At 61.3% G+C, this 26,808-nt stretch carries 23 protein-coding genes and 1 other RNA gene; 16 read left to right on the top strand and 8 right to left on the bottom strand.

Features of this window, described 5'->3' with window-relative positions:
* Positions 1 to 30 precede the first annotated feature (30 nt).
* From ettA to metF, 3 genes are all read left to right on the top strand, one after another.
* Complete coding sequence (gene ettA, locus HJB84_RS09560; RefSeq protein WP_207581151.1) at positions 31 to 1,680, top strand: energy-dependent translational throttle protein EttA; 1,650 nt, start codon at positions 31 to 33, stop codon at positions 1,678 to 1,680.
* Between the two features lie 161 nt (positions 1,681 to 1,841).
* Positions 1,842 to 2,867 carry a metalloregulator ArsR/SmtB family transcription factor gene (locus HJB84_RS09555; RefSeq protein ID WP_207581150.1) on the top strand — a complete coding sequence of 342 codons (1,026 nt, stop codon included), beginning with the start codon at positions 1,842 to 1,844 and terminating at the stop codon, positions 2,865 to 2,867.
* A 1-nt stretch (position 2,868) separates the two neighbouring features.
* Entirely contained in the window at positions 2,869 to 3,771 is a 903-nt protein-coding gene (gene metF, locus HJB84_RS09550) for a methylenetetrahydrofolate reductase [NAD(P)H] (protein ID WP_221115811.1), read from the top strand.
* A 453-nt stretch (positions 3,772 to 4,224) separates the two neighbouring features.
* Here metF and HJB84_RS09545 read toward each other — a convergent pair whose 3' ends face one another.
* The 5 genes from HJB84_RS09545 to HJB84_RS09525 all read right to left on the bottom strand — a co-directional run bounded on the left by HJB84_RS09545 (position 4,225) and on the right by HJB84_RS09525 (position 9,397).
* Positions 4,225 to 5,130, bottom strand: a complete 906-nt coding sequence (locus HJB84_RS09545; RefSeq protein ID WP_221115810.1) for a DMT family transporter — start codon at positions 5,128 to 5,130, stop codon at positions 4,225 to 4,227.
* A 129-nt stretch (positions 5,131 to 5,259) separates the two neighbouring features.
* A complete protein-coding gene (locus HJB84_RS09540) occupies positions 5,260 to 6,477 on the bottom strand; it encodes a lytic murein transglycosylase (RefSeq protein ID WP_221115809.1) in 1,218 nt (405 codons plus the stop codon).
* An 81-nt stretch (positions 6,478 to 6,558) separates the two neighbouring features.
* Entirely contained in the window at positions 6,559 to 7,356 is a 798-nt protein-coding gene (locus HJB84_RS09535) for a GH25 family lysozyme (RefSeq protein WP_221115808.1), read from the bottom strand.
* A gap of 125 nt (positions 7,357 to 7,481) precedes the next feature.
* Positions 7,482 to 8,156: a class I SAM-dependent methyltransferase gene (locus tag HJB84_RS09530; RefSeq protein ID WP_207581145.1), complete on the bottom strand. Its 675-nt coding sequence runs from the start codon at positions 8,154 to 8,156 to the stop codon at positions 7,482 to 7,484.
* Complete coding sequence (locus tag HJB84_RS09525; RefSeq protein ID WP_221115807.1) at positions 8,153 to 9,397, bottom strand: DUF3419 family protein; 1,245 nt, start codon at positions 9,395 to 9,397, stop codon at positions 8,153 to 8,155. The genes HJB84_RS09530 and HJB84_RS09525 overlap by 4 nt, the downstream gene beginning before the upstream one ends.
* 189 nt (positions 9,398 to 9,586) lie before the next feature.
* On the opposite strand from HJB84_RS09525, the gene HJB84_RS09520 reads away from it, so the two are divergent.
* Positions 9,587 to 11,011 (top strand): serine hydrolase, encoded by a 1,425-nt coding sequence (locus HJB84_RS09520; protein WP_221115806.1) that lies wholly within the window; start codon positions 9,587 to 9,589, stop codon positions 11,009 to 11,011.
* Between the two features lie 31 nt (positions 11,012 to 11,042).
* Here the strand turns inward: HJB84_RS09520 and HJB84_RS09515 are convergent, their stop codons facing one another.
* From HJB84_RS09515 to HJB84_RS09505, 3 genes are all read right to left on the bottom strand, one after another.
* A complete protein-coding gene (locus HJB84_RS09515; protein ID WP_221115805.1) occupies positions 11,043 to 11,972 on the bottom strand; it encodes a lytic transglycosylase domain-containing protein in 930 nt (309 codons plus the stop codon).
* Between the two features lie 115 nt (positions 11,973 to 12,087).
* Positions 12,088 to 12,723 (bottom strand): LysE family translocator, encoded by a 636-nt coding sequence (locus HJB84_RS09510; RefSeq protein WP_221115804.1) that lies wholly within the window; start codon positions 12,721 to 12,723, stop codon positions 12,088 to 12,090.
* Between the two features lie 58 nt (positions 12,724 to 12,781).
* Entirely contained in the window at positions 12,782 to 13,993 is a 1,212-nt protein-coding gene (locus HJB84_RS09505) for a pyrophosphate--fructose-6-phosphate 1-phosphotransferase (RefSeq protein WP_221115803.1), read from the bottom strand.
* A 456-nt stretch (positions 13,994 to 14,449) separates the two neighbouring features.
* On the opposite strand from HJB84_RS09505, the gene HJB84_RS09500 reads away from it, so the two are divergent.
* The 12 genes from HJB84_RS09500 (at position 14,450) to HJB84_RS09445 (ending at position 26,794) form a co-directional block, all read left to right on the top strand.
* Complete coding sequence (locus HJB84_RS09500) at positions 14,450 to 15,157, top strand: DnaJ family molecular chaperone (protein ID WP_164011729.1); 708 nt, start codon at positions 14,450 to 14,452, stop codon at positions 15,155 to 15,157.
* On the top strand, positions 15,154 to 15,915 hold the full coding sequence (locus HJB84_RS09495; RefSeq protein WP_221115802.1) for an N-acetylmuramoyl-L-alanine amidase: 762 nt from the start codon (positions 15,154 to 15,156) through the stop codon (positions 15,913 to 15,915). The genes HJB84_RS09500 and HJB84_RS09495 overlap by 4 nt, the downstream gene beginning before the upstream one ends.
* 261 nt (positions 15,916 to 16,176) lie before the next feature.
* On the top strand, positions 16,177 to 16,704 hold the full coding sequence (locus tag HJB84_RS09490; protein WP_007630080.1) for a lytic transglycosylase domain-containing protein: 528 nt from the start codon (positions 16,177 to 16,179) through the stop codon (positions 16,702 to 16,704).
* Positions 16,705 to 16,821: 117 nt separating this feature from the next.
* Positions 16,822 to 18,009: an FAD-binding oxidoreductase gene (locus HJB84_RS09485; protein ID WP_207581138.1), complete on the top strand. Its 1,188-nt coding sequence runs from the start codon at positions 16,822 to 16,824 to the stop codon at positions 18,007 to 18,009.
* Between the two features lie 11 nt (positions 18,010 to 18,020).
* The gene (locus tag HJB84_RS09480) at positions 18,021 to 19,196 is read left to right on the top strand and encodes an FAD-binding oxidoreductase (protein WP_221115801.1); all 1,176 of its coding nucleotides are present in this window, start codon (positions 18,021 to 18,023) and stop codon (positions 19,194 to 19,196) included.
* A gap of 53 nt (positions 19,197 to 19,249) precedes the next feature.
* Positions 19,250 to 19,647: RNase P RNA component class A (rnpB, locus tag HJB84_RS09475), an RNA gene on the top strand.
* Positions 19,648 to 20,073: 426 nt separating this feature from the next.
* Entirely contained in the window at positions 20,074 to 20,511 is a 438-nt protein-coding gene (gene mraZ, locus HJB84_RS09470) for a division/cell wall cluster transcriptional repressor MraZ (protein WP_221115800.1), read from the top strand.
* Between the two features lie 17 nt (positions 20,512 to 20,528).
* Positions 20,529 to 21,554, top strand: coding sequence for a 16S rRNA (cytosine(1402)-N(4))-methyltransferase RsmH (gene rsmH / locus HJB84_RS09465; RefSeq protein ID WP_221115799.1), 1,026 nt, complete (start codon positions 20,529 to 20,531; stop codon positions 21,552 to 21,554).
* Between the two features lies 1 nt (position 21,555).
* Positions 21,556 to 22,077 carry a hypothetical protein gene (locus tag HJB84_RS09460; protein WP_207581134.1) on the top strand — a complete coding sequence of 174 codons (522 nt, stop codon included), beginning with the start codon at positions 21,556 to 21,558 and terminating at the stop codon, positions 22,075 to 22,077.
* Complete coding sequence (locus tag HJB84_RS09455; RefSeq protein WP_164011719.1) at positions 22,077 to 23,837, top strand: penicillin-binding protein 2; 1,761 nt, start codon at positions 22,077 to 22,079, stop codon at positions 23,835 to 23,837. Before HJB84_RS09460 ends, HJB84_RS09455 begins: the two co-directional genes overlap by 1 nt.
* A 6-nt stretch (positions 23,838 to 23,843) precedes the next feature.
* The gene (locus HJB84_RS09450) at positions 23,844 to 25,364 is read left to right on the top strand and encodes a UDP-N-acetylmuramoyl-L-alanyl-D-glutamate--2,6-diaminopimelate ligase (RefSeq protein WP_207581133.1); all 1,521 of its coding nucleotides are present in this window, start codon (positions 23,844 to 23,846) and stop codon (positions 25,362 to 25,364) included.
* Positions 25,361 to 26,794 (top strand): UDP-N-acetylmuramoylalanyl-D-glutamyl-2,6-diaminopimelate--D-alanyl-D-alanine ligase, encoded by a 1,434-nt coding sequence (locus HJB84_RS09445; RefSeq protein WP_207581132.1) that lies wholly within the window; start codon positions 25,361 to 25,363, stop codon positions 26,792 to 26,794. Before HJB84_RS09450 ends, HJB84_RS09445 begins: the two co-directional genes overlap by 4 nt.
* Positions 26,795 to 26,808 lie beyond the last annotated feature (14 nt).

The following is a 26,808-nucleotide window of genomic DNA, read 5'->3' as shown; positions in this document are numbered from 1 at the left end:
ATCGAAGTTTTCCGCCCGGAGCAGCGCAGCATGGCACGTCAGTTCATCTATCATATGTCCGGCCTCAACAAGGCCTATGGCAACAAGAAGATCCTGGAGAATATCCACCTCTCCTTCTACCCCGATGCCAAGATCGGTATCCTCGGACCGAACGGCGCCGGCAAATCCACGGTGCTGCGCATCATCGCCGGTCAAGACACGGAATTTACCGGCGAAGCCTGGCTCGCCGAAGGAGCGACAGTCGGCTACCTCGAGCAGGAGCCGCACCTCGATGCCAACAAGACGGTGTTCGAGAACGTCATGGAAGGCGTTGCTTCGAAGACGGCGGTGCTCGAGCGCTACAATGAACTGATGATGAACTATTCCGACGAGACGGCGGAAGAGGGATCGAAGCTTCAGGACATTATCGACAGCCAGAACCTTTGGGATCTGGAAAGTCAGGTCGAGATGGCCATGGAAGCCCTGCGCTGCCCGCCGCGCGACGCCGATGTCACCAGCCTTTCCGGTGGTGAGCGTCGCCGTATAGCTCTCTGCCGGCTGCTGCTTTCGCAGCCGGATCTGCTGCTGCTCGACGAACCGACCAACCACCTCGACGCCGAGACGATCGCCTGGCTCGAAAAACATCTGCGCGACTATCCGGGCGCCGTGATGATGATCACCCATGATCGCTACTTCCTCGACAACGTCACCGGATGGATCCTCGAACTCGACCGCGGCCGTGGCATTCCCTACGAAGGTAACTATTCGGCCTACCTGCTCGCCAAGGCCAAGCGCATGCAGCAGGAAAACCGGGAAGAGGCCGGCCGCCAGAAGGCGATCAGCCGCGAACAGGAATGGATCGCCTCCAGCCCGAAGGCGCGTCAGGCAAAATCCAAGGCGCGTATCAAGTCCTACGAACAACTGGTGGAGGCGGCCGAAAAGCAGCGTCCCGGCGACGCGCAGATCATTATCCCGGTCAGCGAGCGCCTCGGCCAGGTGGTCATCGAGATGGAAGGCATCACCAAGGGTTTCGAGGGCCGCACGCTGATCAACGACCTGTCGATCAAGCTGCCGCCGGGCGGCATCGTCGGCATCATCGGCCCGAACGGCGCCGGCAAGACGACGCTGTTCCGCATGATCACCGGCCAGGAGACACCGGATGCGGGATCGGTCCGCATCGGTGAGACGGTCCACCTCGGTTATGTCGATCAGAGCCGCGATGCGCTTGACGGCAGCAAGACCGTCTGGGAGGAAATTTCAGGCGGCGCGGAAATCATCAAGCTCGGCAAGTTCGATATGAACTCCAGAGCCTATTGCGGCGCCTTCAACTTCAAGGGCGGCGATCAACAGCAGAAGGTCGGCAATCTCTCGGGTGGCCAGCGCAACCGCGTTCACCTTGCCAAGATGCTGAAGGCCGGCGGCAACGTTCTGCTGCTCGACGAACCGACCAACGACCTCGATACGGAAACCCTCGGTGCACTGGAAAGCGCGCTGGAGGCGTTTGCCGGCTGCGCCATCATCATCAGCCACGATCGCATGTTCCTCGACCGTCTGGCGACCCACATTCTGGCTTTCGAAGGCGAGGGCCATGTCGAATGGTTCGAAGGCAACTTCGAAGATTATGAACAGGACAAGGTTCGTCGCCTTGGCCCCGACGCGCTCAACCCGGGCAGCCAGGCCCATAAGCGCCTGACGCGCTGATCGCAGCCGTTTTTCCAGTCAAAAAGCCCCGGTTCGGCCGGGGCTTTTTCACGTCTGGCCTGTCGCAATTTGAGCAGGCAATTTCGCGGGAGCGCGAATTGACGCTTGTCACCGTCTTTCAAATCACATAAAGATATCTTTATATCTTGATTGGACCGAAGATGAGTGAACCCTTGAAGCTTGGACTGGATGCGCTGGTGGACGTCTTGAAGGCGGCCGGCGAGCCGACGCGTCTGCGGCTTCTGGCGCTTCTCGACGGCGGCGACTTGACGGTGACCGATCTTACCGAAATTCTCGGCCAATCCCAGCCCCGCATCTCCCGCCATCTGAAGCTGCTTGGCGAGGCCGAACTGATCGAACGCTACCAGGAAGGCGCCTGGGCCTATTTCCGCCTCAAGCAGGACGGCAAGGCGGCAATGCTCGTTCGGGCATTGCTGAAGCATGTCTCCGAAAACGATCCGACCGTTCTTCGCGACGGCGAACGGCTGTCGCAGGTCAAGCGCCAGCGCGCCGAGCGGGCACAGGCCTATTTCAGCCGCAACGCGGCGGAATGGGACGAGCTTCGCCGCCTGCATGCGGCCGACGAGGAGGTCGATGCGGCCGTCATCCGGCTGCTCGGCGGCCAGCCGATCGACTCGCTGCTCGATCTCGGCACCGGCACCGGCCGCATCCTCGAACTGCTTTCCGGGCTCTACCGCCGGGCGGTCGGCGTCGATGCCAGCCGTGACATGTTGAGTGTGGCGCGCGCCAATCTGGACAAGTCCCGCATCACCAAAGCCACCGTGCGCCACGCCGATATCCTGAACCTGCCGTTCGAGGGCCAGGATTTCGATCTGGTGACGATCCATCAGGTGCTGCATTTCTTCGATCAGCCGGAGATTGCGATCGCGGAAGCGGCGCGCATGCTCCGGCCGGGCGGCCGACTCGTGGTCATCGACCTTGCGCCGCACACGCTCGAATATCTTCGCGACGAGCATGCGCATGTCCGTCTCGGTTTTTCGCACCAGGCGATATCCGACTGGCTGCGCAGGGCCGGGCTCGACGTCGAGCAGATCGTCGATCTTCATCCGGGTCAGCCAAGCGGGCAAGGGTTGACGGTCACCGTCTGGCTCGCGCGCGACCCGAGGCGCCTCATGGCTTCGCAGACAAGCGAAGGCGCCGAACCTACCTTTGCCGGGAGAGTATGACATGGCTTTGAATAACGAGGCACGCGGCCGCAACATCGGGATCTCTTTCGAATTCTTCCCGCCGAAATCCGAAGAGATGGAAGGTCAGCTCTGGCAGACGGTCAGCGAACTGCAGGACTGGGACCCGGATTTCGTCTCGGTGACCTATGGCGCAGGCGGCACCACCAAGGCGCCGACGCTGACTGCCGTCTCGCGGTTTCTGTCGAAGACGCCGCTCGCCACCGCTTCGCATCTCACCTGCGTCGGCGCGACGAAGGAAGAGACGCATCAGGTGATCGATACATTCCGCAAGGCTGGCGTGACGCATTTCGTTGCGTTGCGCGGCGATGCGCCCGGCGGCGCCGGCGCGCCCTATCAGCCGCATCCCGGCGGTTACGCCAACGCAGCGGAGCTGGTGGCCGGCCTCAAGGAGATCGGCGATTTCGAGATTTCGGTTTCCGCCTATCCGGAAAAACACCCGGAAAGCCGCGATACGACTGCCGATATCGAGATGCTGAAGCGCAAGGCAGACAATGGCGCCGACCGGGCGCTGACGCAGTTCTTCTTCGACAACGACAATTTCGAACGCTACCTGGAACGAGTGCGTGCGGCCGGCATCTCGATCCCCGTTGTGCCCGGGATCATGCCGATCCAGAACCTGACGCAGTTGAAGCGTTTCGCCGGCGCCTGCGGCACCGTCATCCCGAACTTCCTCGATGAGCGCTTCGCCGGCTTCGACGACAAGCCCGAAGAGCGGGCGAAGGTCGCAGCCGATGTCGCCGCCGAGCAGATCGAGGATCTCGTTCGGCGCGGCATCCGTGACTTTCATCTTTATACGATGAACCGTGCGCCGCTGGTTTCCGCCGTGCTCGACAATCTCGGCCTTTCCCGCGGGGCGGCAAAAAGTGCTGGCGCGGCCGCCTGATTTTTCAGCTCGAAAGTGAAAAGCGCATGTCGGGCGGGACATGCGCTTTTTTATTGGCGGATTGATCAGGGGAGTTCAGGTGCTACCAGTCATTCCGCTTTCCTCGGCCGGCTCAGATGAAGAGCATGGACAAGACGAAAGCAAACGCTGCACTGACCAACAGAACATTCAAGGATTGCGTGAGTCCCATGTCTGTCTCCTCGCGTTAACCGGCCAATAATATGTCTGAAATATGTCGGTTGGGAAGCAGATTCTATGCTGCGCTGCAGAACGATGCGGTGGATAAGCTGAGCAGAATTTAATCAAGCGATTGAAAGTATTATATTATTTTCGATGAAATTTTGTTCACAGATTTTAACATGCCGTTAAATCCGGCGAGTGCGGATTTACCTATGCGCCCAAAACATGGCAACCGGGCAACCGGTTGAAAACATGCGGAATTCGCAACCGGTATCAGGTGGTCTTCGCCAGCAGGCGATAGACCCGGCCGTCGAGAATGACGAGGCCGAAACCGATCAGCGCCATGCCGGCGAATTCGCCGAGTGCCAGGCTTTCATCAAGGAAAAGAACGCCGAGGAGGATGGCGCTCGGCGGCACCAGCAGGGTGACGAGCGAGGCGTTGGTGGCTCCGGCCGCCGCCATAATCCGGAAATAGAGGATATAGCCAAAAGCGGTCGACAGCAGCGCCAGTGCCAGGATGGCAAGCAGCGCTTCGAGCGGCGGGGCGGCCAGCGCCCAGGGGCGATCTGAGAGCAGCGACAGCGGCAGCGCGATCAGCGAGGAGGCGGTCAACTGGCCGGCAGCAGTGACCGGGGCTGGAACATTCTTGAAACGTTTGCCGTACGTGGCGGCAAAGCCGTAGGAGATCGCGGCAAGCACGGGGAGAAGCAGTGCCCAGAGCGGCGCCTCGCCGCCAGCCGACATGCCGGGGCCGATCAGAACGATCGTTCCGGTGAGGCCGACGAGGCAGCCGGTGATCTTTGCCGGTGATAGCTTCTCATCCGATGTGAAGGAGTTGGCGATGAGCACCGTCCAGATCGGCGTCGTCGCATTCAGGATCGCCGCAAGGCCGGCGCCGATGCGGGTCTGGCCGAAGAAGATCAGCGCATGCGGCAGGGCATTGTTGATGAGCCCAAGGATCAGGAATTCGCGCCAGCGGGCTTTGAGGGTCGAATAGACGTCGAAACGGCCGGCGATATAGATATGCAGCGCCAGTGCTGCGAGCAGCAGCCTGAGAAAGACGAGGGTCAGCGGCGGCACGTGATGGACGGCAATACGGGCAAAGAAGAAGGAGCCGCCCCAGATCAGACCGAGCAGGACCAGCAGGCCCCAGATCCAGGCATTCATTCTGCTGTCCACGCCGCTTCCTCCACCGTAAGCCGGTCGTTTACGAAGACCGGCACCCGCTTCAGATCTGATGCTTAGCGCAGACGGCGGACCGCGCCACCCGTTTCTTGCGAAGTGGGCGGCGTTAGGTGTCAGCGGTGATCAGAGAGCGTTGAGAAGGGCAGGTGTGGCCCAGCCGTCGGCCGGCATGCCGAGGCGCTGCTGCTCCTTCTGGATAGCGACACGCGTGCCAGAGCCGAGGATGCCGTCGATCTCGCCGACATCGTGGCCAAGGGACTGCAATTTGGTCTGCAGCGCTTTCATCTGGTCGCTGGCGAGTCCCTGTTCCGGCACGCCCTTGAGATAGGGCTCGGCGCCCGAAAGACGCGTCCCGAAATAGGCGGCCGATGTCGTGTAGATGAACGACTTGTTCCATTCGAGATAGATCTTGAAATTCGGGTAGGCGATGAAGGCCGGTCCCATGCGGCCCTGCGGCAGCACCAGATCGCCTTCGAGATTGCCAAAGGCGGTATTTCCGTCGCGCGGCTTGACGCCGAGCGCGAACCACTCGCCGGCCTTCATCGTGCCGCCGAGGCCCGATTTTTCCCAGGGCAGGTTATCCGGCACGGTCACTTCCTGCAGCCAGGGCTGGGCGCGTTCGAAGCCGAGATGTTGGATGAATTTCGCTGCCGTCAGGATGGCATCCGGGCCGCTCTGCTTCAGGCGGATATGGCCGTCGCCGTCGCCGTCCATGCCATAGGCGATGATGTCGCGTGGCAGCATCTGCACCTGGCCGATTTCGCCGGCCCAGGCGCCGGTATTGGTAGCGGGGTCGAGGTCGCCGTGCTGAACCATCTCGACGAGGGCGATCAGCTGCGGGCGGAAGAGTTCGGGGCGGCGGCAATCATGCGACAGCGTCACCAGAGCATTGCGGGTATTGAAATCGCCCTGGACGGCGCCGAAATCGGTTTCCATCGCCCAGAAGGCAGTGATGACGCCGGAGGGAACGCCGAATTCCTGTTCGGCGCGGGCAAAGACCTCGGCATATTGCTTCATCTTCTGGCGGCCGATGTCGAGGCGGGCCTGGCTGACGGTGCGCTGGGAGAATTCGAGGAAGGTCTGCTTGAAGACGCCCTGGGCCCGATCCCGGCTCAGAACTTTGGGATCGATCTCGGCGCCGGCGAAGGCGGCGTCGGCGGCTGCCGCACTTGCGCCAGCGGCAACCGCATCCTTCTTGACGCCTTCAAGGAAGGCGGAGAGATCGCCGCCGCAGGGCGCTGCCGCGGCTGCGTCCGGCGCCTGCTGGGCGGCTGCTCCGCCGGCGAGGGCGAGGGCAAACAGAAGAGCGAGTGCAGAGCGGCTTGTGAGCGAGCGGTGCATGGATGCGGTCCTTATATCAAAAAGATTGCCGTCGCTTTCACAGAGGAATGTGACGGAAGCAAGAAACATCGGAAGACGTTACTAAGAATTTCTATCCTTGGAAACGGCCGCAACCCAATTGTTCCAGTTCTTTGCACTGCCGGCAAAGACATTGATATCGGTGGGACCGCTGATGCCGGGAATGACGCCGGTCGAGGTATATTGCCAGAAGGCCCAGCGGCGGTCGGAATAGGTCACCTCGGGGTGTTTTGCCACCGAACGGACCCAGAAATGATAGTCCTGGAAGTAGCCGGCCAGATTATCCCGGTGGAAATCGACCGAGGTGTAGATGATCGGGCGTTTGCCGTAATAGGCCTCCAGCCGGTCCATGAATCGCTGCATTTCGGCGCGCACGGTTTCCGGATCGGGACGATAGCGGCAGGTCTTCGATTCTGCGTTCCATTCGACATCGAGCACCGGCGGCAGGCGCATGGCCTCCTTCGGCACGTTGCGGATGAACCAGTCGGCCTGCTGATCGGCCGAGGAGCAGAAATAATAGAAATGATAGGGCGCATGCGGGATGCCAGCGGCGCGGGCCTCGCGCCAGTATTCGTCGAAACGCGGATCGATCCTGTCCTTGCCTTCGGTCGCCTTGATGAAGGCGAAGGCGACGCCGGAATTCTTCACCGTCGCCCAGTCGATATCGCCCTGCCACTTGGAGATGTCGATCCCATGGACCTGGTTCTGTTGCGGATGCTTGGGGCCGAAATCCTGCGGATCAGTATCCTTGAAACGCATCTTCGGCTTGATCGATGCCGTTTCGAGATAGTCATACCCGGAGGAGGAGCAGCCGGCCAACAGGATGGCCAGGGGCAAAACGCAAAACAAAAGCCGGCGCATGGGCGTCCCGTCGTAACTCGAATGATCTCTTTGCCCCACAGCCTGACCTTCGAAAAAGACGAGTCGGCAGAGGATAACCCTCTTTTCACCATATCAACGTAAAAATTCGGTTAGTTTCAAGTGAATTATGAGCGCTTGCTGATAATAGCCGCCCGCCAGGCATAACCGCCGCCGACGGTACCGAACAACAATCTCGCGTTGTTTTCATGGGCTTGCGCTTCCAGGACGTCGCGCAGATCGAGGCGCGGGGTGACGTGGAATTTCGCAAGCCATGACTGCAGCATGTGGCGGAACCAGCCGGGCAGGCCCTCCTGCTGGCCGAAATCGACGATGTGCAGCTGGCCGCCGGGGTTGAGTGCGGCGATCGACGCATCGACGGCGCGCTCCCAGTCGGGGATCATCGATAGGGTATAGGAGATCAGGATGCGGTCGAAGCCGCTGACGCCGAATTCGCGCGGCGTGAACGCCGTGGCGTCGGCGACGCGGAATTCCGGGATGGTCGCCTTGGTGGCGAAGGTCTTGCGCGCCGAAATCAGCATTTCCTGGGAAATGTCGAGGCCGAACAGCTTCGCGGTCGGGAAATGCCGATGGGCGAAGGCCATGTTACGCCCGGTGCCGCAGCCCACTTCAAGCAGGGTGCCGCCCTCGGGCACGTCGAGATTGCGGATCGTGCTGTCACGACCGAGAAGGTAATATTTGCGGGTCAGGTCGTAGATATGGCGCTGATAGCGGTACATGCCATCCATCAGGCTGGCATGTTCGCCGCTCTTTCCTGCCGTCTCGGTGTCGACCTTGCTCACGCCTTCTTCCCGTAGATGTGGAAACCGCCGTAGATTGCCGAGCGATCGAGCGCCGTCAGCTCACGCGATTTCTCCTCGAAATAATCCCACTGGTCGCGGATCGAGGAAGACAGGCGGCCTTCGATGATGCTCTTCTCGGCCGCGGTGCGGAAGATTACGCGGGCGCCATCACGCGCCGTGCGGGTGATTTCCCGCCAGACGTCGTTCAACTGCTCGTCCGTCATCCAGTCCTGCGCGTCGAGCAGGATGTAGCGGTCGCGCGAGGCGGCCGGCTCGCGGGCCAGAAGCTCGGTGAAGCTTGCATGATGGGCGTTGACGCGGTCGATATTGGCGCGGATCACCTCGTAATGCTCCGATTTCAGATAGGTCGGCAACGGACCTTCCTCTTCGGTACCGTAGCGACGGCCGAAGGCCTGCCAGGCGAAATAGTTGTCGCGCATCGGGAAATGACAGGCGAGTTTTTCCAGGCGGTGCTTCAGCACCGCTGCGATCGAATGGTCAGCGGCGAGGCTGGCGAGCTCGTCATATTGCTGCGGTGGAATGCCGAGGCCGAAGAGCGAGCTCTTGCGGCCGGTGATCCAGCGCACGACCGGCTTTTCGAACAGCGGCGCGATTTGCTCTTCGAAGAACTGGCGCTGCTCTCGGATCGAGCGGGTCTTGGTCATCTCGCGCAGCTTGACGCCATGCAGGCGGGCAAGAAGGTGGGCTGCGCCGATGAAGCGGCCGAGCAGGCCGGTTTCGTAGATGTTGCGGTCGAAGACGGTAACGCGGCGGCGGCCGAACTTGCGGCCGTTCCAATAACTGCGGGTCGCCTCGTCTAGCTTGGCGGCGAGATGCTGGTCGTAGGCGCGGCTGTTCGACTTCTCGTTCGGCATCGCCAGGAAACGGACGAGGTCGGAATGGCCGGGAAGGTGCTTGAAGGCGGCAAGCTTCAGGCGGTTCAGCGCGATGTGGTGCGGATTGAGATCGACGACGTCGATCGAGGCCGGCGCCTTGGAGAGATAGGCGAGCATGTTGCAGCCGCCGGAGCCGATGGTGACGATGCGGTGGTTGGGCTTCAGCTCCATCGCCTGCATGTCGAGATCCGGATCCTCCCAGATCTGCGGATAGACGAGGCCGGAGAAGAGAAGGCCGAAGAGACGCTCGGAAAAACCATCCTTCGAAAAAGCCTTGTGGCGGAGAAGGGCGTCCTTGAGTTTCCGGTTCTTGCGGAAGCCGGCATCCGGTGCAAATTCTGACATGAGTCTGTCACCTTTTTAGCGTTCAGGGCGTGTAGCGCGCCACTGCTACAGTTTGATGACGTGGGCTGTGGGCGCCGTTCTCCGGAGTGATCGCCCTCCTGGTAATGTGATCGCAATGACGGCTCTTCTCCGCCGCGGCCCCTTTCCGGCGCGTGCGATTCCTGCTTCTCTCGGGCATGGAGGAATGCCATGCGATTTGTCCTGCGTATGCCGAAGGCGCTTGCTCTCCTTGTCGTTCTCGCCGTCATCGGCGTCGCCGGCTGGCTCTTCGTCCAGCCGCCGGAATTGCTACGTGTCGGCGACGGCTATGCCGCCAAGATCATCTGCTCCAACGTCTTCATCGCCGGCCGGGAGGCCGAGGAAGTGCTCCATGATGATGTCCAGGCGCCCGGAAATCCGCTGCTGCGGCTGGTGCGAGTCAGTGTCGACCGCGACGGCGATCGTGTGACGGCGCGCTTCATGGGACTGTTTGCGCCGAGTTATGCGCTCTATCGTGGCGCTTTCGGCTGCACGAGCGTGCCGGACGGCAATTTCGAGGCGGCGGCGAATGCGGTGCCTTTCAATGCGTCGGCCAGAGCGGAGGTGAACGAGGCTTTGTGGCCGGAGGGTGACGGCGCCGGCGATCGGCCGGACGGGAAGATCGCCGCCCTGCTTGCCGATGAGAGAGTAGCCGGCCCGGCCATGCGGGCGATCGTGGTGTTGCGCAACGGCCGCATCGTCGCCGAAACTTATGGCGCCGGCTTCTCGGCGAAGACACCGCTGATCGGCTGGTCGATGACGAAGACGGTGAATGCTGCGATCCTTGGCCGGCTGATGCTCGACGGCAAGATCTCATTCGACGACGACAATCTGCTGGCGCAGTGGAAGAACGATGCGCGCGCCAGGATCAAGGTCTCCGACCTGCTCGGCATGGAGAGCGGACTTGCCTTCAACGAGGATTATGGTGATGTCGCCGATGTGACGCGCATGCTTTATCTTGACCCCGACATGGTGTCGCTGCCGGCCAACGCACCGCTGGAAGCAGCGCCGGGTAAGCGCTTCCGCTATTCGAGCGGCACCGCGGTGCTCTTGTCGCGCATCTGGATGGACAGGGTCGGCCATGCACAGGCGGCCTTTTCCTATCCTGATGACGCGTTGTTTTCGCCGCTCGGCATGACCAGCGCCGTGTTCGAACTCGATGCGCGCGGCACGTTCGCCGGAAGCTCCTATCTCTACGCGACGGCGCGTGACTGGGCGCGCTTCGGCCAGTTCCTGCTGCAGGATGGAGTCTGGGACGGTCAACGGCTATTGCCGGAAGGTTTTGTCGGCGCCATGCGCACGCCGACGGCAGCGTCGAACGGCCGCTATACGCAGGGCCAGGCTTGGCTCGCGCCCGGCGGCCCGAGTGCCAAGTTCGGGCTGCCCGAGGATACATTCTGGCTGACGGGGCATGACGGGCAGAGCATGGCGATCGTGCCGTCCGCCAATCTGGTCGTCATCCGGCTCGGGCTGACGCCGAGCCGGCTCGGTTATCAGCCGCAGACGCTTCTCAAGGCGGTCCTGGCGACCTTGCCGCAACCGGGAGAGCCACAACAGCAGGCGGGATCGCAACGGCCAGCGCAGCCGCAGCCATAGGCGGCCTTCGTCGTTTCAGTCGTTCTATTGCTTAATAGTTGCCCTGGGCGATGTCGGTCATGCCCTTGCGCTTGGCGTCGTAATAATAGCCGCGCGCATAGAGGCGCACGGCATCGTCTTCCTTGCTGTCGGAGACGAGCCAGGCGCCGCGCAGATATTTCGCGGCATATTTGATGTTGGTCTCGGCATCGAAAAGACCGCCGGGGGCGCCGTCATACCCCATGGATTTGGCGGTGTTGTACTTGATCTGCATGAGGCCGAAATAGCCGCGCTTGTTGTAGGCCTTGGCGTTGTAGCGGCTCTCGCGATGGACGATGCGGTGGAGCAGCGTCTCGGGAATTTCGTAGAGCTTCGAATATTTCTGAATGAGCTTGGTAACGAAGCTCTTTTCGACGGTCGGCGCATCGTCCTTGTCGTCGTCGCTAAACATCGGCGGCGCCGTCGGCGGATCGATCGGCCCGGATTCATCGAACCCGTAGTCCATGCTGGAACGCGGCGTCGTATCGACTGCGGCAAGTGCCGCAAGCGCGCCGTTCTGCGGTGTCGCGGCAAAGGCAAGCTGCGTCGTCGGCTGCGCAGGGGATCCTGGACGCGGCGTCGGCACCACCGACTGGATCGCCGTCATTTCGGGCGTCAGCGGAATTTGCGCATAGGCTGCCGGCTGTATGGCGAGGTCGGCAGGCTGAGAGGCTGTCACGGTCGGCATCGCCGTCGCGGTCGGGGAAGGGGATGCCTGGGGAAGGGTGGCGCCGGCGACTGCCTGACCGGCTGTGCCTTCGGCTGTCGGAATCGCAGCAAGCGTGGCGTCTTCACCGGGTTTAGGCATCGGCACAACGGTCTGGGCGGCTGTCAGTTCGGCCTGAGATGTGTATTCGACGCTGGCGCATCCCGTCATCACGCCGCAGAGTATCGTCGAAACGACAAGACTGCGTTTCAGGCCGGACAATCCGATCGCTACCATTCCGCCACTTTCGTGAAATCGCGCCGCCCCGGCAGCGTATAAAAGTTACTAAAAACCTTAAGCCCTGGTGACCCCATTAACCTATTTGTGACATTCCGGCAACCACGCAATGTTACTAGGCTGCAATACGGCGATACCCGGCCGTTACGGCGCCTGCAGCGATGAGCAGCGTGCCGCCGGTACGGTTTACGGCGCGCTGGATGCTCGCCTTGCGAATCAGTCCGCGCGCGGTATGGGCGAGAAACGCATAGGTGGAAGCGTTGAGGATCGCCAGTACGAGGAATGTGGCCTCCATGATCGCCATCTGACCGACGAAAGGCAGGGCCGGATTGAGGAATTGCGGCACGAAGGCGACGAAGAAGATAATGCTCTTCGGATTGAGGGCGGTGACGACATAGGCGTGGAGGAAGATCTTGAGCGACTTCTCTTCCGGCAGATTGTCGTTGTCGGCAACCGGTTCGCCGATGATGGGAGCCCGCCAGAGCTTGATTCCCAGCCAGATCAGGTAGGCGCCGCCGATCCACTTCAGGACGGTGAAAAGGGTGGCGGAGGCGGCCAGGACGGCGCCGAGACCAAAGAGAGACGCCGTCATCGCGGTGAAGTCACCCAGCGCCACGCCGCACACCGTTGCAAACGCAGTCCTGCGGCCATGACCGAGCGCATAGGAAACGACGAGCAGTATCGTCGGCCCCGGTATGGCCAGCATAATGGCGGATGCGGCCGCAAAAGCGAGCCAAGCTTCAAGTGACATGGTGTCTCCTCCCTATTCCTCGGGAACAAGCAAAGACATCATATTAACCATCCGTCAATCACGCTTCTTTGTATTTCTGACCTATATTGTCCATGACTTCGGCAAACCATGCCGTCGAAAGGTCAAAAGCCTTGCCGCCCTTGATGCGCGGAAATTCTATAGTGCGCAATTTACCGTTCTGCGCTTCATCATGGCCGGTGACGCCGGAGACTTTGTTGAGCGCGCTTTCGACGGCGAGATCGACCATGCTTTGGATCAGCCGGAGATCGTCGCCGTTGGCCGGCGCCGATCGGGCGAAGTAGCCTGATTTCTGCACGAGCGAACGTTCGGCGTTCAACAGGCTGGCGAACTGCTTCTGGAACCAGGCGCCGACATTGATCGTGTCGATCTTCACATGGCCGAAGGCGTCGCGCTTGACGGTCTCGCCGGCGGCTTCGCGCTCCGTGACGATGGCGTCGAGGCAGGCGCCTTCGGAGACGAAGACCGTGGCGTGGCCGTTGCGGTCCATGCTCTCCTTCAGGCGGGCAGCCTCGGCGTCGAGGTCGAAGGCCATCTCAGGCAGGTAGACGGCGTCGATGCTCTTCAGATGTGCGTTCATGATCAGGCCGTCGACATACTGATTGCGGCTGGTGCGCTGGAGATAGGCGCGGGCGGTAGCGGCCGTCAGCCAGCCGCAATGGCGGCCCATGACCTCGTGGATGACGAGGGTGCGGGGGGCGGCCGTCTGCTCGTTGCCGACATTGTCGAAGAAATGCGCGCCGACTTCGGCGGCCGTCCAGGCGCCGAGCGACTGGCGGATAGGCACGACGTCGTTGTCGACAGTCTTCGGCAGGCCGACGACGGTGAGGTTGTAACCGTTGGCGGCGAGATAGGCGGCGAGGTCGGCGGCCGTGGTGTTGGTGTCGTCGCCGCCGATCGTGTGGAGAATGGTGATACCATCATTGGCGAGGCGTTCGGCGGCAATCCGCAGCGGGTTCTCGCCTTCCTTGACCAAGCCGCGCTTGACGCAATCGGCGGCGTTGGTGAGCTTGACGCGGCTGTTGCCGATCGGCGAGCCGCCGTAGCGATGCAGCAGCGGCGCCTTTTCGCGCATTTCGCGGGTGATCTCGATGCTGTCGCCGAGCAGTACGCCCTGGTAGCCGGACTTGTAGGCGACGATATCGAGGTCGGGGGCGATGTCGCTGTAGCGTTCGATGAGGCCGCCGACGGCGGAGGAGAGACAGGGCGCAAGGCCTCCGGCGGTCAGCATTGCAACTTTCTGCTTGGCCATGATCCCTCCTATGGCGTTTCGGTGCGGCGGCATCAGCTATAGGCGTCGCATCAAAGTCGATTCAAGCGATGCGCTTAGCTCATTGTTTTTATGCACGTCGCTATCCCGGAACCGCTGCACTTCCGGGCGAAATGCATGAGCGCATGGATGCGGCAGGGAAAGGAGCCTGTAAAGTAAAGAATTTACGAAAAAGCGCCTTTCTGCCGCGTAGTGACCGGAAGAACTGATATAATCGTTTCAGGCCGGTTCTGACTGCCGAGAACAGTTGTGGAAATTGCCGGCGTGGCGCGCACCGTAGCCGAAGTGCCGAGTGCACGAGAATCCTTTGCTGCGGTGCGACAATTACAAAATCGTGAAAACTGTGTTCGGCCCTACGACCAATAGCCGCCTTGCAAAGGCTACGATTCTTTGGTCAAGCTGTTTGCATATAAGCCTATAATCATGCGAGAGATTTCGATGTCCTTCTGGGAAAAACTGTTGAATGCCATTGGCAATACCGCGGGCAATGCGCTGTCTGCGGTGGTCGAGGCTATCCGAACAGTTTTCGAAGGCGATCCCGAGACCCGGCGCAAAGTGGCTTTCTCCGTGGCGATCATCGCGCTGTCAGCCAAGATGGCCAAGGCCGACGGCATCGTCAGCGAGAAGGAGGTCGAAGCCTTCCGCGAAATCTTCGAATTCCCACAGGATCAGGCAAAGAACGTCGCCAGGCTTTACAACCTTGCACGCCAGGACGTCGCTGGCTACGAGGCCTATGCCGAACGGCTCTCGACGCTCTGCGTCACCTGCGCGGCCAATTGCACCGTGCTGGAAGACGTGCTCGACGGCCTCTTCCACATCGCCAAGGCCGATGGGCTGATCCACGAGAAGGAACTGAATTTCCTCAGCCATATCGGTGAGATCTTCCAGATGAGCGAGACCCGCTTCGAGCAGATCGCCGCACGCCATGTCTCGTCCGGCCGCGATCCCTATAAGGTGCTCGGCGTCTCGCCGTCGGATGATTTCCCGACCATCCGCCGCCGCTACCATGGCCTCGTCAGCGAACATCATCCCGACCGGCTGATCTCGCGTGGCGTGCCCAAGGAATTCCACGTGATCGCCAACGAACGCATGGCGGCGCTGAATGCAGCCTATGCGGCGATCGAGAAGGAACGCCGTGCCGCATGACCTCGTTCGAGGCCGACTGCCGCAGCGCCCGCGTGCAGCCTTCGCCAAACCACGGCGAGCGGACGGACGGGCGCCGTCCAGACATGGTCCTGTTGCACTATACCGGCATGCCAACGGCAGATGGCGCGCTCGACTGGCTCTGTCGCGTCGAAAGCCAGGTTTCCAGCCACTATTTCGTGCATGAGAACGGTGAGGTGGTGCAGCTCGTACCGGAGGCGCGGCGTGCCTGGCACGCTGGAAAGAGCAGTTGGCAGGGCGAGACGGATATCAATTCGCTGTCGATCGGTATCGAGATCGCCAATGCCGGCCATCCCGGCGGGCTTCCCGATTATCCGAATGAGCAGATCACCGCGGTGATCGAATTGTGTCGCGACTGTGTCAAACGTTGGTCGATCGCGCCGGAACGGGTCCTCGGGCACTCCGATGTAGCCCCGATCCGCAAGGTTGATCCGGGCGAAAAATTCCCCTGGGCCGAACTTCACCGGGCGGGCATCGGGCACTGGGTCGAGCCGGCAACGATCACCGGCGGACGCTTCTTCCAGCGGGGTGACGCCGGCCAGCCTGTCGAAGCACTGCAGTCGATGCTGTCTCTCTATGGCTACAGCACTGAAATCACAGGTCAATTTTCCGAAAAGACGGCAGGTGACGTGGAAGCCTTCCAACGCCATTTTCGTCCCGAACGGGTGGACGGCATCGCCGATTTCTCGACAATCGATACGCTGCACCGGCTGCTGTCGGCGCTGCCGCGTTATTCCTGAGCGGAAGAGCCGGACATCAGGGCGGATTTCTCGCGACCGGCGGGAAAACCACCTCGCCACATCATTTCCCTATTATCTCCTCATTGCGATGGTCTAAGAACGCCCGCTGAACAGCGCTCGCGGCCTTTCCAAGTGTAACGATGAGCGCCAAATGAAACGATAAGAATTGCTGCGGAACACGGTCAATCCTTGATCGCGTATAACCGGATGACGGCGAGGCGCGCAGTCCTGCAATTCTATGGGTCGGAGTGAATAGACTACATGAAGAATATGATTGTTGGTGCTGCGGCATGCGTTGGCATGCTGCTGGCGGGATATAGTTTTGCCTTGGCGGGGGATGACTGGGGTGCCAGGGCCGAAACCATCTCGTTGAAAACCGTCGATCGCCAGAGCGGTTACGCCATGCCGGATTTTTCCACGAGCACTCCCTATGCCGTGCTGATCAATAAATATGCCGCCGAATACAACGTGCCCGTCGCGCTCGCCCAGGCTGTCGTGCGCGTCGAGAGCAATTTCAATCCGAATGCCCGCGGCAGCGCCGGCGAAGTCGGCCTGATGCAGATCAAGCCGGCGACGGCGCGGATGATGGGTTACTCCGGTACGAAGAAAGGCCTGTTCGATCCGGAGACCAACATCAAATACGGGATGAAATATCTGGCGGCCGCCCATCAGCTCGGTGGCGGGCAGACCTGCAACACTATCCTGAAATACAATGCCGGCCATGCCGCTACCCGCATGAACCCGGTATCCAAGACCTATTGCGGCAAGGTGCTGGCGATGCTCGATTGAGCTTCGCCAGACGGGTCGGGAGAAATTTCTTTCCGGCATTTTTGCGATATGAATCAGGACGCTCGCCGTGATATCCCCACCTGAAACGAGGTGGGCTACCTCGATACGAGGTTAGATATGGCAGTCGATTTCAGGTTCATCATCATCGGACGCGGCATGATGGGTGCCGCTGCCGCACGACACCTCTCGTCGATGGCCGACGGCATTGCATTGATCGGCCCGCGCGAGCCGGAGCAACGCAACGCCCACGAGGGGATATTTGCCAGCCATTACGACGAAGCGCGCATCACCCGCACCTTCGACGGCAATCTGGCCTGGGGAAGTTTCGCCGCCCGGGCGCTCGACCGCTACGGCGAGATCGAGGCAAGGAGCGGCATTTCCTTCTATTCGGAGGTCGGCTGCCTCTTCACCGGTCCGACGGTGAAGGATGAGCGGGACTACATCAACCGGGCGCTGACTGTCAGCCGGACGCTTGGCAGCGATATCGAGACCATCGCGCCGTCGGAACTTCGCCAACGTTTTTCCTATCTTGCCGTCGATCCTGATTTCACGGGATATTTCGAGCGCAAGCGCGCCGGGCACATCAACCCGCGGGCACTGGTGCGGGCGCAGACGAGGCTTGCCGAACAGGGCGGTGTTGCGCTGATCGAGGCAACTGCGACATCGGTGCGCGATGCCGGTTCGCATGTCGAGGTGACGGTCGGCGACAGACGCTACAGCGCCGAGCGCGTGTTGGTCGCTGCCGGCGGTTTCAGCAATTTCCATGCCCTGCTGCCGCGTCCTGTCGACACCAGAGTCCTGGCGCGCACGGTCGCCTTCTACGAGATCGGCGAGCGCGAGATGGCGACCTTCGGTGATATGCCGTCGACGATCGTGCTCGGCGACCGGGAGGAGGACCACATCTATATCCTGCCGCCGGTGCGTTATCCCGACGGCAAGACCTATCTGAAGCTCGGTGGCGACACCGAGGCACTTTCCTTCGACAGGTTGGAGGATGTCGGCGCGTGGTTCCGTTCAGACGGCAATGCTGCCGAGCGCGATAATCTCTCAGCCATCGCCCTGCAACTGATGCCGGAGCTTGCCAGCTGCCCGGTCACTTCGGCGCCCTGCGTGGCGAATTTCACACCGACCGGTTATCCCTATGCCGGATATACCCAGTCGCCGCGCATCGCGGTGCTCACCGGCGGCAATTTCGTCGCGGCCAAATCCTCCGACGAACTTGGGCGGCTGGGAGCGGTGCTTCTTACGGAAGGGCAACTTGGCGACGCGGATTTCGGCAGTGAACTCACGCCGGTCTTCGTTTGAGGAGAAATGCGATGACAATCGATTTCAAATACATCGTCGTTGGGCGCGGGCTAATGGGGGCTGCGGCGGCGCGGCATCTGGCGCGCCAAGCGGACGGTGTTGCGGTGATCGGCCCGGACGAACCTGATGATCGCAAGGCGCATCAGGGCGTTTTCGCCAGCCATTACGATGAAGGGCGCATCACCCGCACCATCGATCCTGACCGCAACTGGGCGCTGCTCGCCAACCGCTCGATCGGTCGCTATGGCGAGATCGCCCGCGACAGCGGCATCGACTTTTATCGCGAGGCCGGCTGCGTCGTTGTCGCGCTTGATCGAAGCGATTATCTCGAAAAGACCCGGCAGGCTGCCGTTTTGCTGGACGTCGAAACCAGCCTTCTCGACGCGGCCGGGCTGAAGGCCGCCTTTCCCTTCTTCGCCTTCCCCGATGGCGCCGCCGGCGTCTTCGAGGCGAGAGGGGCCGGGCATATCAGCCCGCGCAAGCTGGTGAAGGCGCAGTCGCTGCTGGCTGAAAGGGCAGGTGCTGCCGTCATTTGGGACCATGTCGTCTCGATCCGCAGCGAGGGCGGATCGGCTGTCGTCGAGACTGCAGGCGGCCGGACCTATCGCGGTGAAAAGGTGCTGCTGGCTGCGGGCGGATTTTCTATTGCCGAGAATCTGTTGCTGAAGCCCGTTGCCATGACGGTTTATGGTCGGACCGTCACGCTTTTCGAAGTGAGCGAGACCGACGCGGCGCGCCTTGCGACCATGCCGTCGCTCATTCTAAATGTGCCCGGCCTCCATATCTATCTGCTGCCGCCGATCCGCTATCCCGACGGCAAACTCTACCTGAAGATCGGCGGTGATCCCGACGATTTGGCACTCGGCGACGAGGCGGCGATGCGGGCCTGGTTCAAAACAGAAGGGCGCGACAGCGTGGGGGCACACCTCAAGCGCATCGTTGAAGGTCTCGTGCCCGACTTGGTGCCGCTCTCGATTTCGACGGCCGCCTGCGTCGTGTCGCAGACGGCGAGTGGTTACCCGATGATCGGCTATACCTCATCGCCAGAAATCGCGGTGGCGACGGGCTGTGCTGGCACGTCGGCCAAGAGTTCGGACGAAATCGGCCGGCTTGGGGCCGAGCTGCTTTTGGCAGGCGGAATCAGCGAACAAGGCTACTCCACGGATTTCACACCGCAATTTCGCTAAATAAATTTTGATTTCGGTGGCAATTGCCCTCTCTCTCGTTTATGGGAGCCCTGCCAGTTGGCTGGGCAGCCGCGCTTTATCAATGCCGAAAGGCGGTAGGGTGAGGAAAGTCCGGGCTCCACGGAAACACGGTGCCGGATAACGTCCGGCGAGGGCGACCTCAGGGAAAGTGCCACAGAAAGCAAACCGCCTGTCATGACAGGTAAGGGTGAAAGGGTGGGGTAAGAGCCCACCGCATCTCCGGCAACGGAAATGGCACGGTAAACCCCACCGGGAGCAAGACCGAATAGGGATGACGTGGCAGGCCGAAAGGCCTTCCGGCCGGTTTCCAGGCCAGCCATCCGGGTGGGTTGCGCGAGGCAGCGTGCGAGCGCTGTCCCAGAGGAATGGCTGCCACGTTCCGGTTCACGCCGGAGCCATACAGAACCCGGCTTACAGGCCAACTGGCGATTAACTTTTGTGGCGCGATCAAGCCGCAATTTCAAGAATCACTTCCAGATAAGTTGCTGAAACTGAAAGTTTTCAAGTGGATGCTCATGCAATCCGCCGGGCGAAAATTCTTTTTGCGAAAGCACGGTTGCGCGCCATCGTGAGAGGGTGATCCTAACCCTTTGTTAAACTTAACGGCTTATAAATTTTTGATCATGCGTCCACTGCAAAATGGGCGCATCCCATTGACGCCCATATGGTCCCATGCTATCCCAAATGCGCACTGCACCGGGGCAATCATCTGCCCATTCATCGCAAAGCAAAGGCGTCTTCCTTTCCGGAAGCGTCGGAGGGGTTTTTGCTCATCCGGCTTGCGAAGCTGTGTCTGATATCGGGAGTTTCGGGCGTCTTTTGGTCCGGATCCCTGCGGGAACGGATGTTTCGTGTGATGAGCCGCTTCCTTTCGAGTGCGACCAACAGGATCGATGCCAAAGGCAGGGTTTCCGTGCCTTCCGCGTTCCGTTCCGTGCTGGCGCAGCGCAATGTTCAGGAGCTCTATTGCTTCCAGGACTTTGTGTTTCCGGCGATCAGCGTCGGCGGTCCGGATCTTCTCGAAAGATTCGAACGGCGGATTGCTGCGGAGGATCCGTTTTCGCCGGATGCGAACGAGATGTCGCTTCTCATTCATGGAGGCGGGGTCTTCATGAAGCTCGACGCCGAGGGACGGCTGATGGTCACGGATTTCATTCGCGGCTTTACCGGCATCTCGGACGAAGTGACCTTCGTCGGTCGGGCGGACTATTTTCAGCTCTGGCAGCCGCAGGCTTTTGTGGCTGCGCAGGTGCAGGCACGAGGGGAGCGCAAGCTGGCGGGCAAGCGTTCCTGAAAGAACGAGGGAACGGAATGGTGGCGAATCCTGGCGGAGGTTCAACTGATGCCGGTGGCGGACCGGTTCGTCACATTCCTGTCCTTCTCGATGAAGTGCTTTCAGCGCTGGCGCCCACGCCCGGCAAGCTCATTCTCGACGGTACCTTCGGTGCGGGCGGTTACAGCTCGGCCATCCTTGCTGCCGGCGCCGAGGTGATCGCGCTCGACCGCGATCCAACGGCGATTGCCGCTGGCCAGGCAATGGTCGCCGCCCATGGTGACCGTCTCAAGCTCGTTCATTCGCAATTCTCACATCTTGCCGATCATGTGCCGCAAGGCGGACTTGACGGCGTCGTGCTCGATATCGGCGTTTCCTCCATGCAGATCGATGAGGCCGAGCGCGGTTTCTCCTTTCAGAAGAATGGACCGCTCGACATGCGCATGTCGGCGACAGGCGTTTCGGCCGCCGATGTCGTCAATCGCGCCAAAGTCGCCGATCTCATCCGCATTTTCCATTTTCTCGGCGAGGAAAGCCAGTCGCCGCGCATCGCGCATGCAATCGAGAAGCGCCGCGAGGAAAAGCCGTTCGAGACGACGCGCGATCTTGCAGGTCTCATCGAGCTCGTCACTCCACGTAAGATGAAGGACAAGATCCATCCGGCAACGCGCGTCTTCCAAGCCTTGCGCATCTTCGTCAACGATGAGCTCGGCGAACTGGCGCAGGCACTGTTTGCGGCGGAAGCAGCGCTGAAGCCGGGCGGGAGGCTCGTCGTCGTCACCTTTCATTCGCTCGAAGACCGCATCGTCAAAAAATTCTTCTCCGATCGTGCCGGCAAGGCGGCGGGGTCGCGGCATCTGCCTGTCGCGCATGAGCGGGCGGCAACCTTTGCGGCGATCGGCAAGCCGATGGTTTCGGCAAGCGATGCGGAGGCGGAGATCAATCCGCGCGCCCGCTCCGCCAAACTGCGCGCCGGACTGAGGACGGAGGCTGCGGCCGAGGCCGCGGATATGTCGCTCTTTGGGTTTCCCAATCTCGCCAGTCTCGGAAAGCTTGGAGGTTGACATGTTGAAAACGTTCGATCTCGTGCTCATCGGCGTCATGACGGCCACCGCCGCCGTCACCTATACGATCAAGCATCGCGCCGAATTGAAGCTCGAGGAGGTTCATCGCCTCGAAGCGGAGATCAAGCTCGAAGAGGACACCATCGACCTTCTCAAGGCCGACTGGGCGCTGCAATCGCAGCCGAACCGTCTTGAACGGTTGGTCAAGGCCTATGATGACGAATTGCAGCTGCAGCCGACGCAATCGACGGCGCTGGTGCATGCCAAAGAATTGCCGATGTTGAAGTCTGAGGTTCCGGTGCCCGACGTGACGGAGGCCAAGGCCAGCGCTAAAAGCGCGACCGAGCCCAGCGCCAAGGGCGCGACCGAGGCCAACGCCAAGAGCGTTACCGAGGCCGGCGCCAAAGGCGCGGCTCTTGCCGGGGCGACCGTCACGACGAAGGCGCGGCCTGTTCCAAAGCCCGCGCCGCGCGTCGAGCCGGAAGATGATGCAGATGAGATCGAAACGGGGTCGGTGGAATAATGTCGTTTCTTTCCCGCATCATGGTCTTGAAGAGCCAGGCGCATTTTTCTGCCGGCGTCTATAATCGGTTCGGCGGTCCTTCCCCTGCCGGCCTGGCGATCGAGGGCTCCCGCAAGAAGAAATCAGGGCAGGCTAAAAGCCGCGTCGGCCTGCTGATCCTCGGCTTCATGGGTGTCTACGTCATTATCGGCGGCCGTCTTGTCGAATATGCAATGAAGGATCAGGAGGTCGTCTCCAGCATCCTCCCGCCCGATCGGCTGATGGCCTCGCGCCCCGACATTCTCGACCGCAACGGCGAAGTGCTGGCGACCGACATCCGCACCGTCTCGCTGTTTGCCGAGCCCAACAAGATCGTCGATGCCGACGAGGCGGTCGAGAAGCTTGCGACGGTGCTGCCCGAACTCGACGTCAGGGACACCTATAAAAAGCTCTCGGCGAAGACCTCGCATTTCGCCTGGTTGCGCCGGCAGCTGACGCCGAAGCAGCAGAGCCAGATCCTGGCCCTCGGCATTCCCGGCATCGGCTTCCGGCCGGAGAAGCGCCGGTTCTATCCGGGCGGCTCTACCGCCGCGCACATCCTCGGCTACGTTAACATCGACAATCGTGGCGTTGCCGGGATGGAGAAATATATCGACGACCAGGGGCTCGCCGACCTCGCCTCGGTCGGCATGACCAGCGACCAGCCTCTCGAGCCGGTGCGGCTTTCGATCGACCTGCGCGTCCAGAACATCGTCCGGGACGCGGTCGTCAACGCCGTCAACAACTTCCAGTCCAAGGGCGCCGGTGCCGCTGTTATCGACGTGCATACCGGGGAAGTGCTGGCGATGGCCTCGGCGCCGGATTTCGATCCGAACGATCCGCAGCAAGGGGCCAAGGAGGGTTGGCTCAACCGGATGACCAACGGCACCTTCGAAATGGGATCGACTTTCAAGACCTTTTCGCTGGCGATGGCGCTCGACAGCGGCAAGGTCAAGATGACCGACAGTTTCGATGCCAGCAAATCGATCTATATCGGCGGCTTCACCATCCACGATTTCCATGGGCAGCGCCGCTGGCTGACCGTGCCTGAGATTTTCCAGTATTCGTCGAATATCGGCACGGCGCGCGTCATCGACATTGTCGGCATCGACGCGCAGAAGGATTATCTGACCAAATTCGGCCTCTTGACGAAGATGCAGACCGAACTGCCTGAGGTGAAGATGCCGAGCCAGCCGCGCGTCTGGAAGAAGATCAATTCTATCACGATTTCCTTCGGCCATGGCGTCTCGACGACGGCGCTGCAGACAGGCGTGGCGGCGGCCGCCCTCGTTAACGGCGGCAAGCTGATCGAGCCGACATTCCTGCCGCGCAGCCGCGAACAGGCCGATGAGATCGCCACGCAGGTGATCAAGAAGACGACCAGCGACGAGATCCGCTATCTCCTCGATTTCAACGGATACAAGGGATCGGGCCGCGTCGCCCGCGTGCCGGGCTTTGCCGTCGGCAGCAAGACCGGCACGGCCGACAAGGTGGTGAACGGTCGTTATTCGGCGACGCTGAACTTCAATTCCTTCATTGCCGCATTCCCGATCAACGATCCGAGATATGCCGTGATCACCTTCTGCGATGAGCCGAAAACCGGCGAGAAGGCCTATGGCGGAACGATCTCCGCCGGTACCGCAGGCCCGATCGCCCGCGAGATCATCAGCCGTGCGGCCCCCATTCTCGGCATCGAGCCGAAATTCGGGGAGGGCGGATCGGCCTTGCTGGTGTCTTATTGAGTGTGAATGAATATCGGCGCCGATTCGCGAGGGGTGAACCGGTTTCAAGAGAGAAAAGTGCATTCGATGAAATTGCGAGACCTGGCCGGAGATCAGTTTCCGGAACTTGAAGCACAGCTCGAAGGCCCGGCAGGCTTGCTTGACATCTCAGGCCTGTCTTCGGACAGCCGCCATGTGGCGCCGGGCAATGCCTTCGTCGCGGTTGCCGGCACCAAGGCGGACGGCGCGGGCTTCATCGCGGATGCCGCCGGCCGGGGCGCTGCCGTCGCGATCGCCTCCCAAGCCATCGATGCCTCCATCCCGGTGCTTGCGGTCAAAGAGCCTCGCCGTTTCCTTTCGATCGCCGCTTCGCGCTTCTTCGCCAGGCAGCCCGAGACCATAGTCGCCGTCACCGGCACGGCGGGCAAAACTTCCGTCGCCTCCTTCACACGGCAGATCTGGGCGCATGCGGGTCATGCTGCGGCAATGATCGGCACGACCGGCGTCGTCTCGCCGACGCGCAACGAATATGGTTCGCTGACGACGCCCGATCCGGTGTCGCTGCACAAGCTCTTGGCCGAACTTGCCGATGAAGGTGTCACGCATGCGGCGATGGAGGCTTCCAGCCACGGCCTCAACCAATGCCGGCTCGACGGCGCTAGGCTTGCGGCGGCCGCCTTCACCAATCTCGGCCGCGACCACATGGATTATCATCCGACCGTTGAAGAATATATGGCCGCCAAGATGCGGCTTTTCGATGTGCTGCTGCCGAAGGGGTCGCCGGCGGTGATCTTCGCCGATGATCTGTGGTCGGCGCAGGCGATCAAGGCTGCGACCGATGCCGGTCACGACGTCCGCACTGTCGGGCGCAAGGGCGATTACCTCGCCTTGAAACGCGTCGAGCACTTCCGCCACAAGCAGACCGCCGAGATCCATATCGACGGCGAGATCTTCGAGGTGGACATTCCGCTGGCCGGCGATTTTCAGGTCGCCAACGCCCTGGTCGCGGCCGGGCTTGCCATGTCGACCGGCGTTGCGGCGAAGGTTGCGATGGCCGCGCTCGAAAAACTCATCGGTGCGTCCGGCCGTCTCGAACTGGTCGGCCATACGAAAGATGGCGCGCTCGCCTATGTCGACTACGCCCACAAGCCGGATGCGCTGGAAAACGTGCTAGGCTCGGTCAGACCCTTCACCACGGGCCGCGTCGTCGTTGTCTTCGGCTGTGGCGGCGACCGTGATCGCGGCAAACGGCCGATCATGGGCGAAATCGCCTGCCGACTTGCCGACGTCGTCATCGTCACCGACGATAATCCGCGCTCGGAGGAGCCGGCCTCGATTCGGGCGGAGATCATGGCGGCAGCACCCGGCGCCTCGGAAATCGCCGATCGCGCCACGGCGATCCGCGAGGCGGTTGGCATGTTGAGATCCGGCGATACGCTGATCGTCGCCGGCAAGGGGCATGAGGAAGGGCAGACGATCGGCAGCGTTACCCTGCCGTTTTCCGATCATGCGGAGGTGCGCAAGGCCTTGGAGGAACCGCAATCTTGAGCTGGCTCTGGACGACCGAAGATATGATCGCAGCAATGGCGGGGCGCCCCTTCGGCACTCCGCCCGAAGGCATCACCGGCATTTCCATCGACAGCCGCTCGATCACTCCGGGCGAAGCCTTCTTCGCGATCAAGGGTGACCGTGTCGACGGTCATGACTACGCATCGATGGCGACGGCAAACGGCGCCTCCCTTCTTGTCGTCAGCGAGGCGAGACTTCCGGCCATGGGGCGCCTGACGGTGCCGATGATCGTCGTGGAGGACGTGCTCGCAGCACTCGGCCGGCTCGGCCTTGCTTCGCGCGAGCGCTCTAAGGCCCGGATCATCGCGGTGACGGGATCTGTGGGAAAGACGACCACCAAGGAGATGCTGCGGCACGTGCTGTCGCCCTCCGGCAAGGTGCATGCTTCCGTCGCCTCCTTCAACAATCATTGGGGTGTGCCGCTGACGCTGGCGCGCATGCCTGAGGATACGGATTACGGCGTCTTCGAAGTCGGAATGAACCATCCCGGTGAGATCCGGCCGCTGGTAGCGATGATCCGTCCCGATGTCGCCATCGTCACCACAATCGCGCCGGCGCATCTCGGCAATTTCAAGAACATCAAGGAAATCGCTGCCGCCAAAGCCGAGATCTTCGAGGGGCTCGAACCGGGCGGCCATGTCGTGCTCAACCGCGACAATGACCAGTTCAATTTCCTCGACCGCACGGCGCAGTCGCTCGGCGTCGAGCATATCCATTCCTTCGGCCAGCATGCCAAGGCCGAATTCCGGCTGGCGGAATTCAACGGCTCGGACGAGAACTCGACGCTGTGGCTGACGATCGGCGGTGAGACGCTGGAGGTCGCGATCGGCGCGCCCGGCCGCCATATCGCCGAGAATGCTCTCGCAGCGCTCGGCGTCGTCAGGATCGTCGGCGCCGACATGGAAAAGGCGATCGAAGCGCTCACGACTCTGAGGCCTGAAAAGGGCAGGGGCAAGCGCCACCGGCTTTCGGTCGGCAGCGGCCGCTTCACGCTGATCGACGAGAGCTACAATGCCAATCCGGCTTCGATGCGCGCGGCGATCGCACTGCTGGCGGCTTCCGAGCCGACCGGCGGCGGACGCCGTATCGCCGTGCTCGGCGACATGCTGGAGATGGGGGAGTATGCGCAGAAGGTTCATACCGATCTTGCCGTACCGGTGCTTGCGGCCGGCATCGAACATGTCTGGCTCGCAGGAGCAGAAATGGCTGCGCTCAAGGAATCGCTGCCGGAAAGCGTCCATGTCGAATATCGCGAGAACACTGGCGAATTGACGGATTATGTATTGAACTCGGTCGCACCAGGCGACGTGTTGATGGTGAAATCGTCTCTGGGCATCGGTTTCGGCAAGATCGTCGCCGCGCTCCTTGACAAGTTCCCGCCATTTTCCGACACGCAACGCGAACTTTGATCGGGTAAACAAGG

The sequence above is a fragment of the Rhizobium sp. NZLR1b genome (assembly GCF_019685155.1).
Classification (GTDB): domain Bacteria; phylum Pseudomonadota; class Alphaproteobacteria; order Rhizobiales; family Rhizobiaceae; genus Rhizobium.
This window is presented reverse-complemented; position numbering and strand designations above follow the sequence as displayed.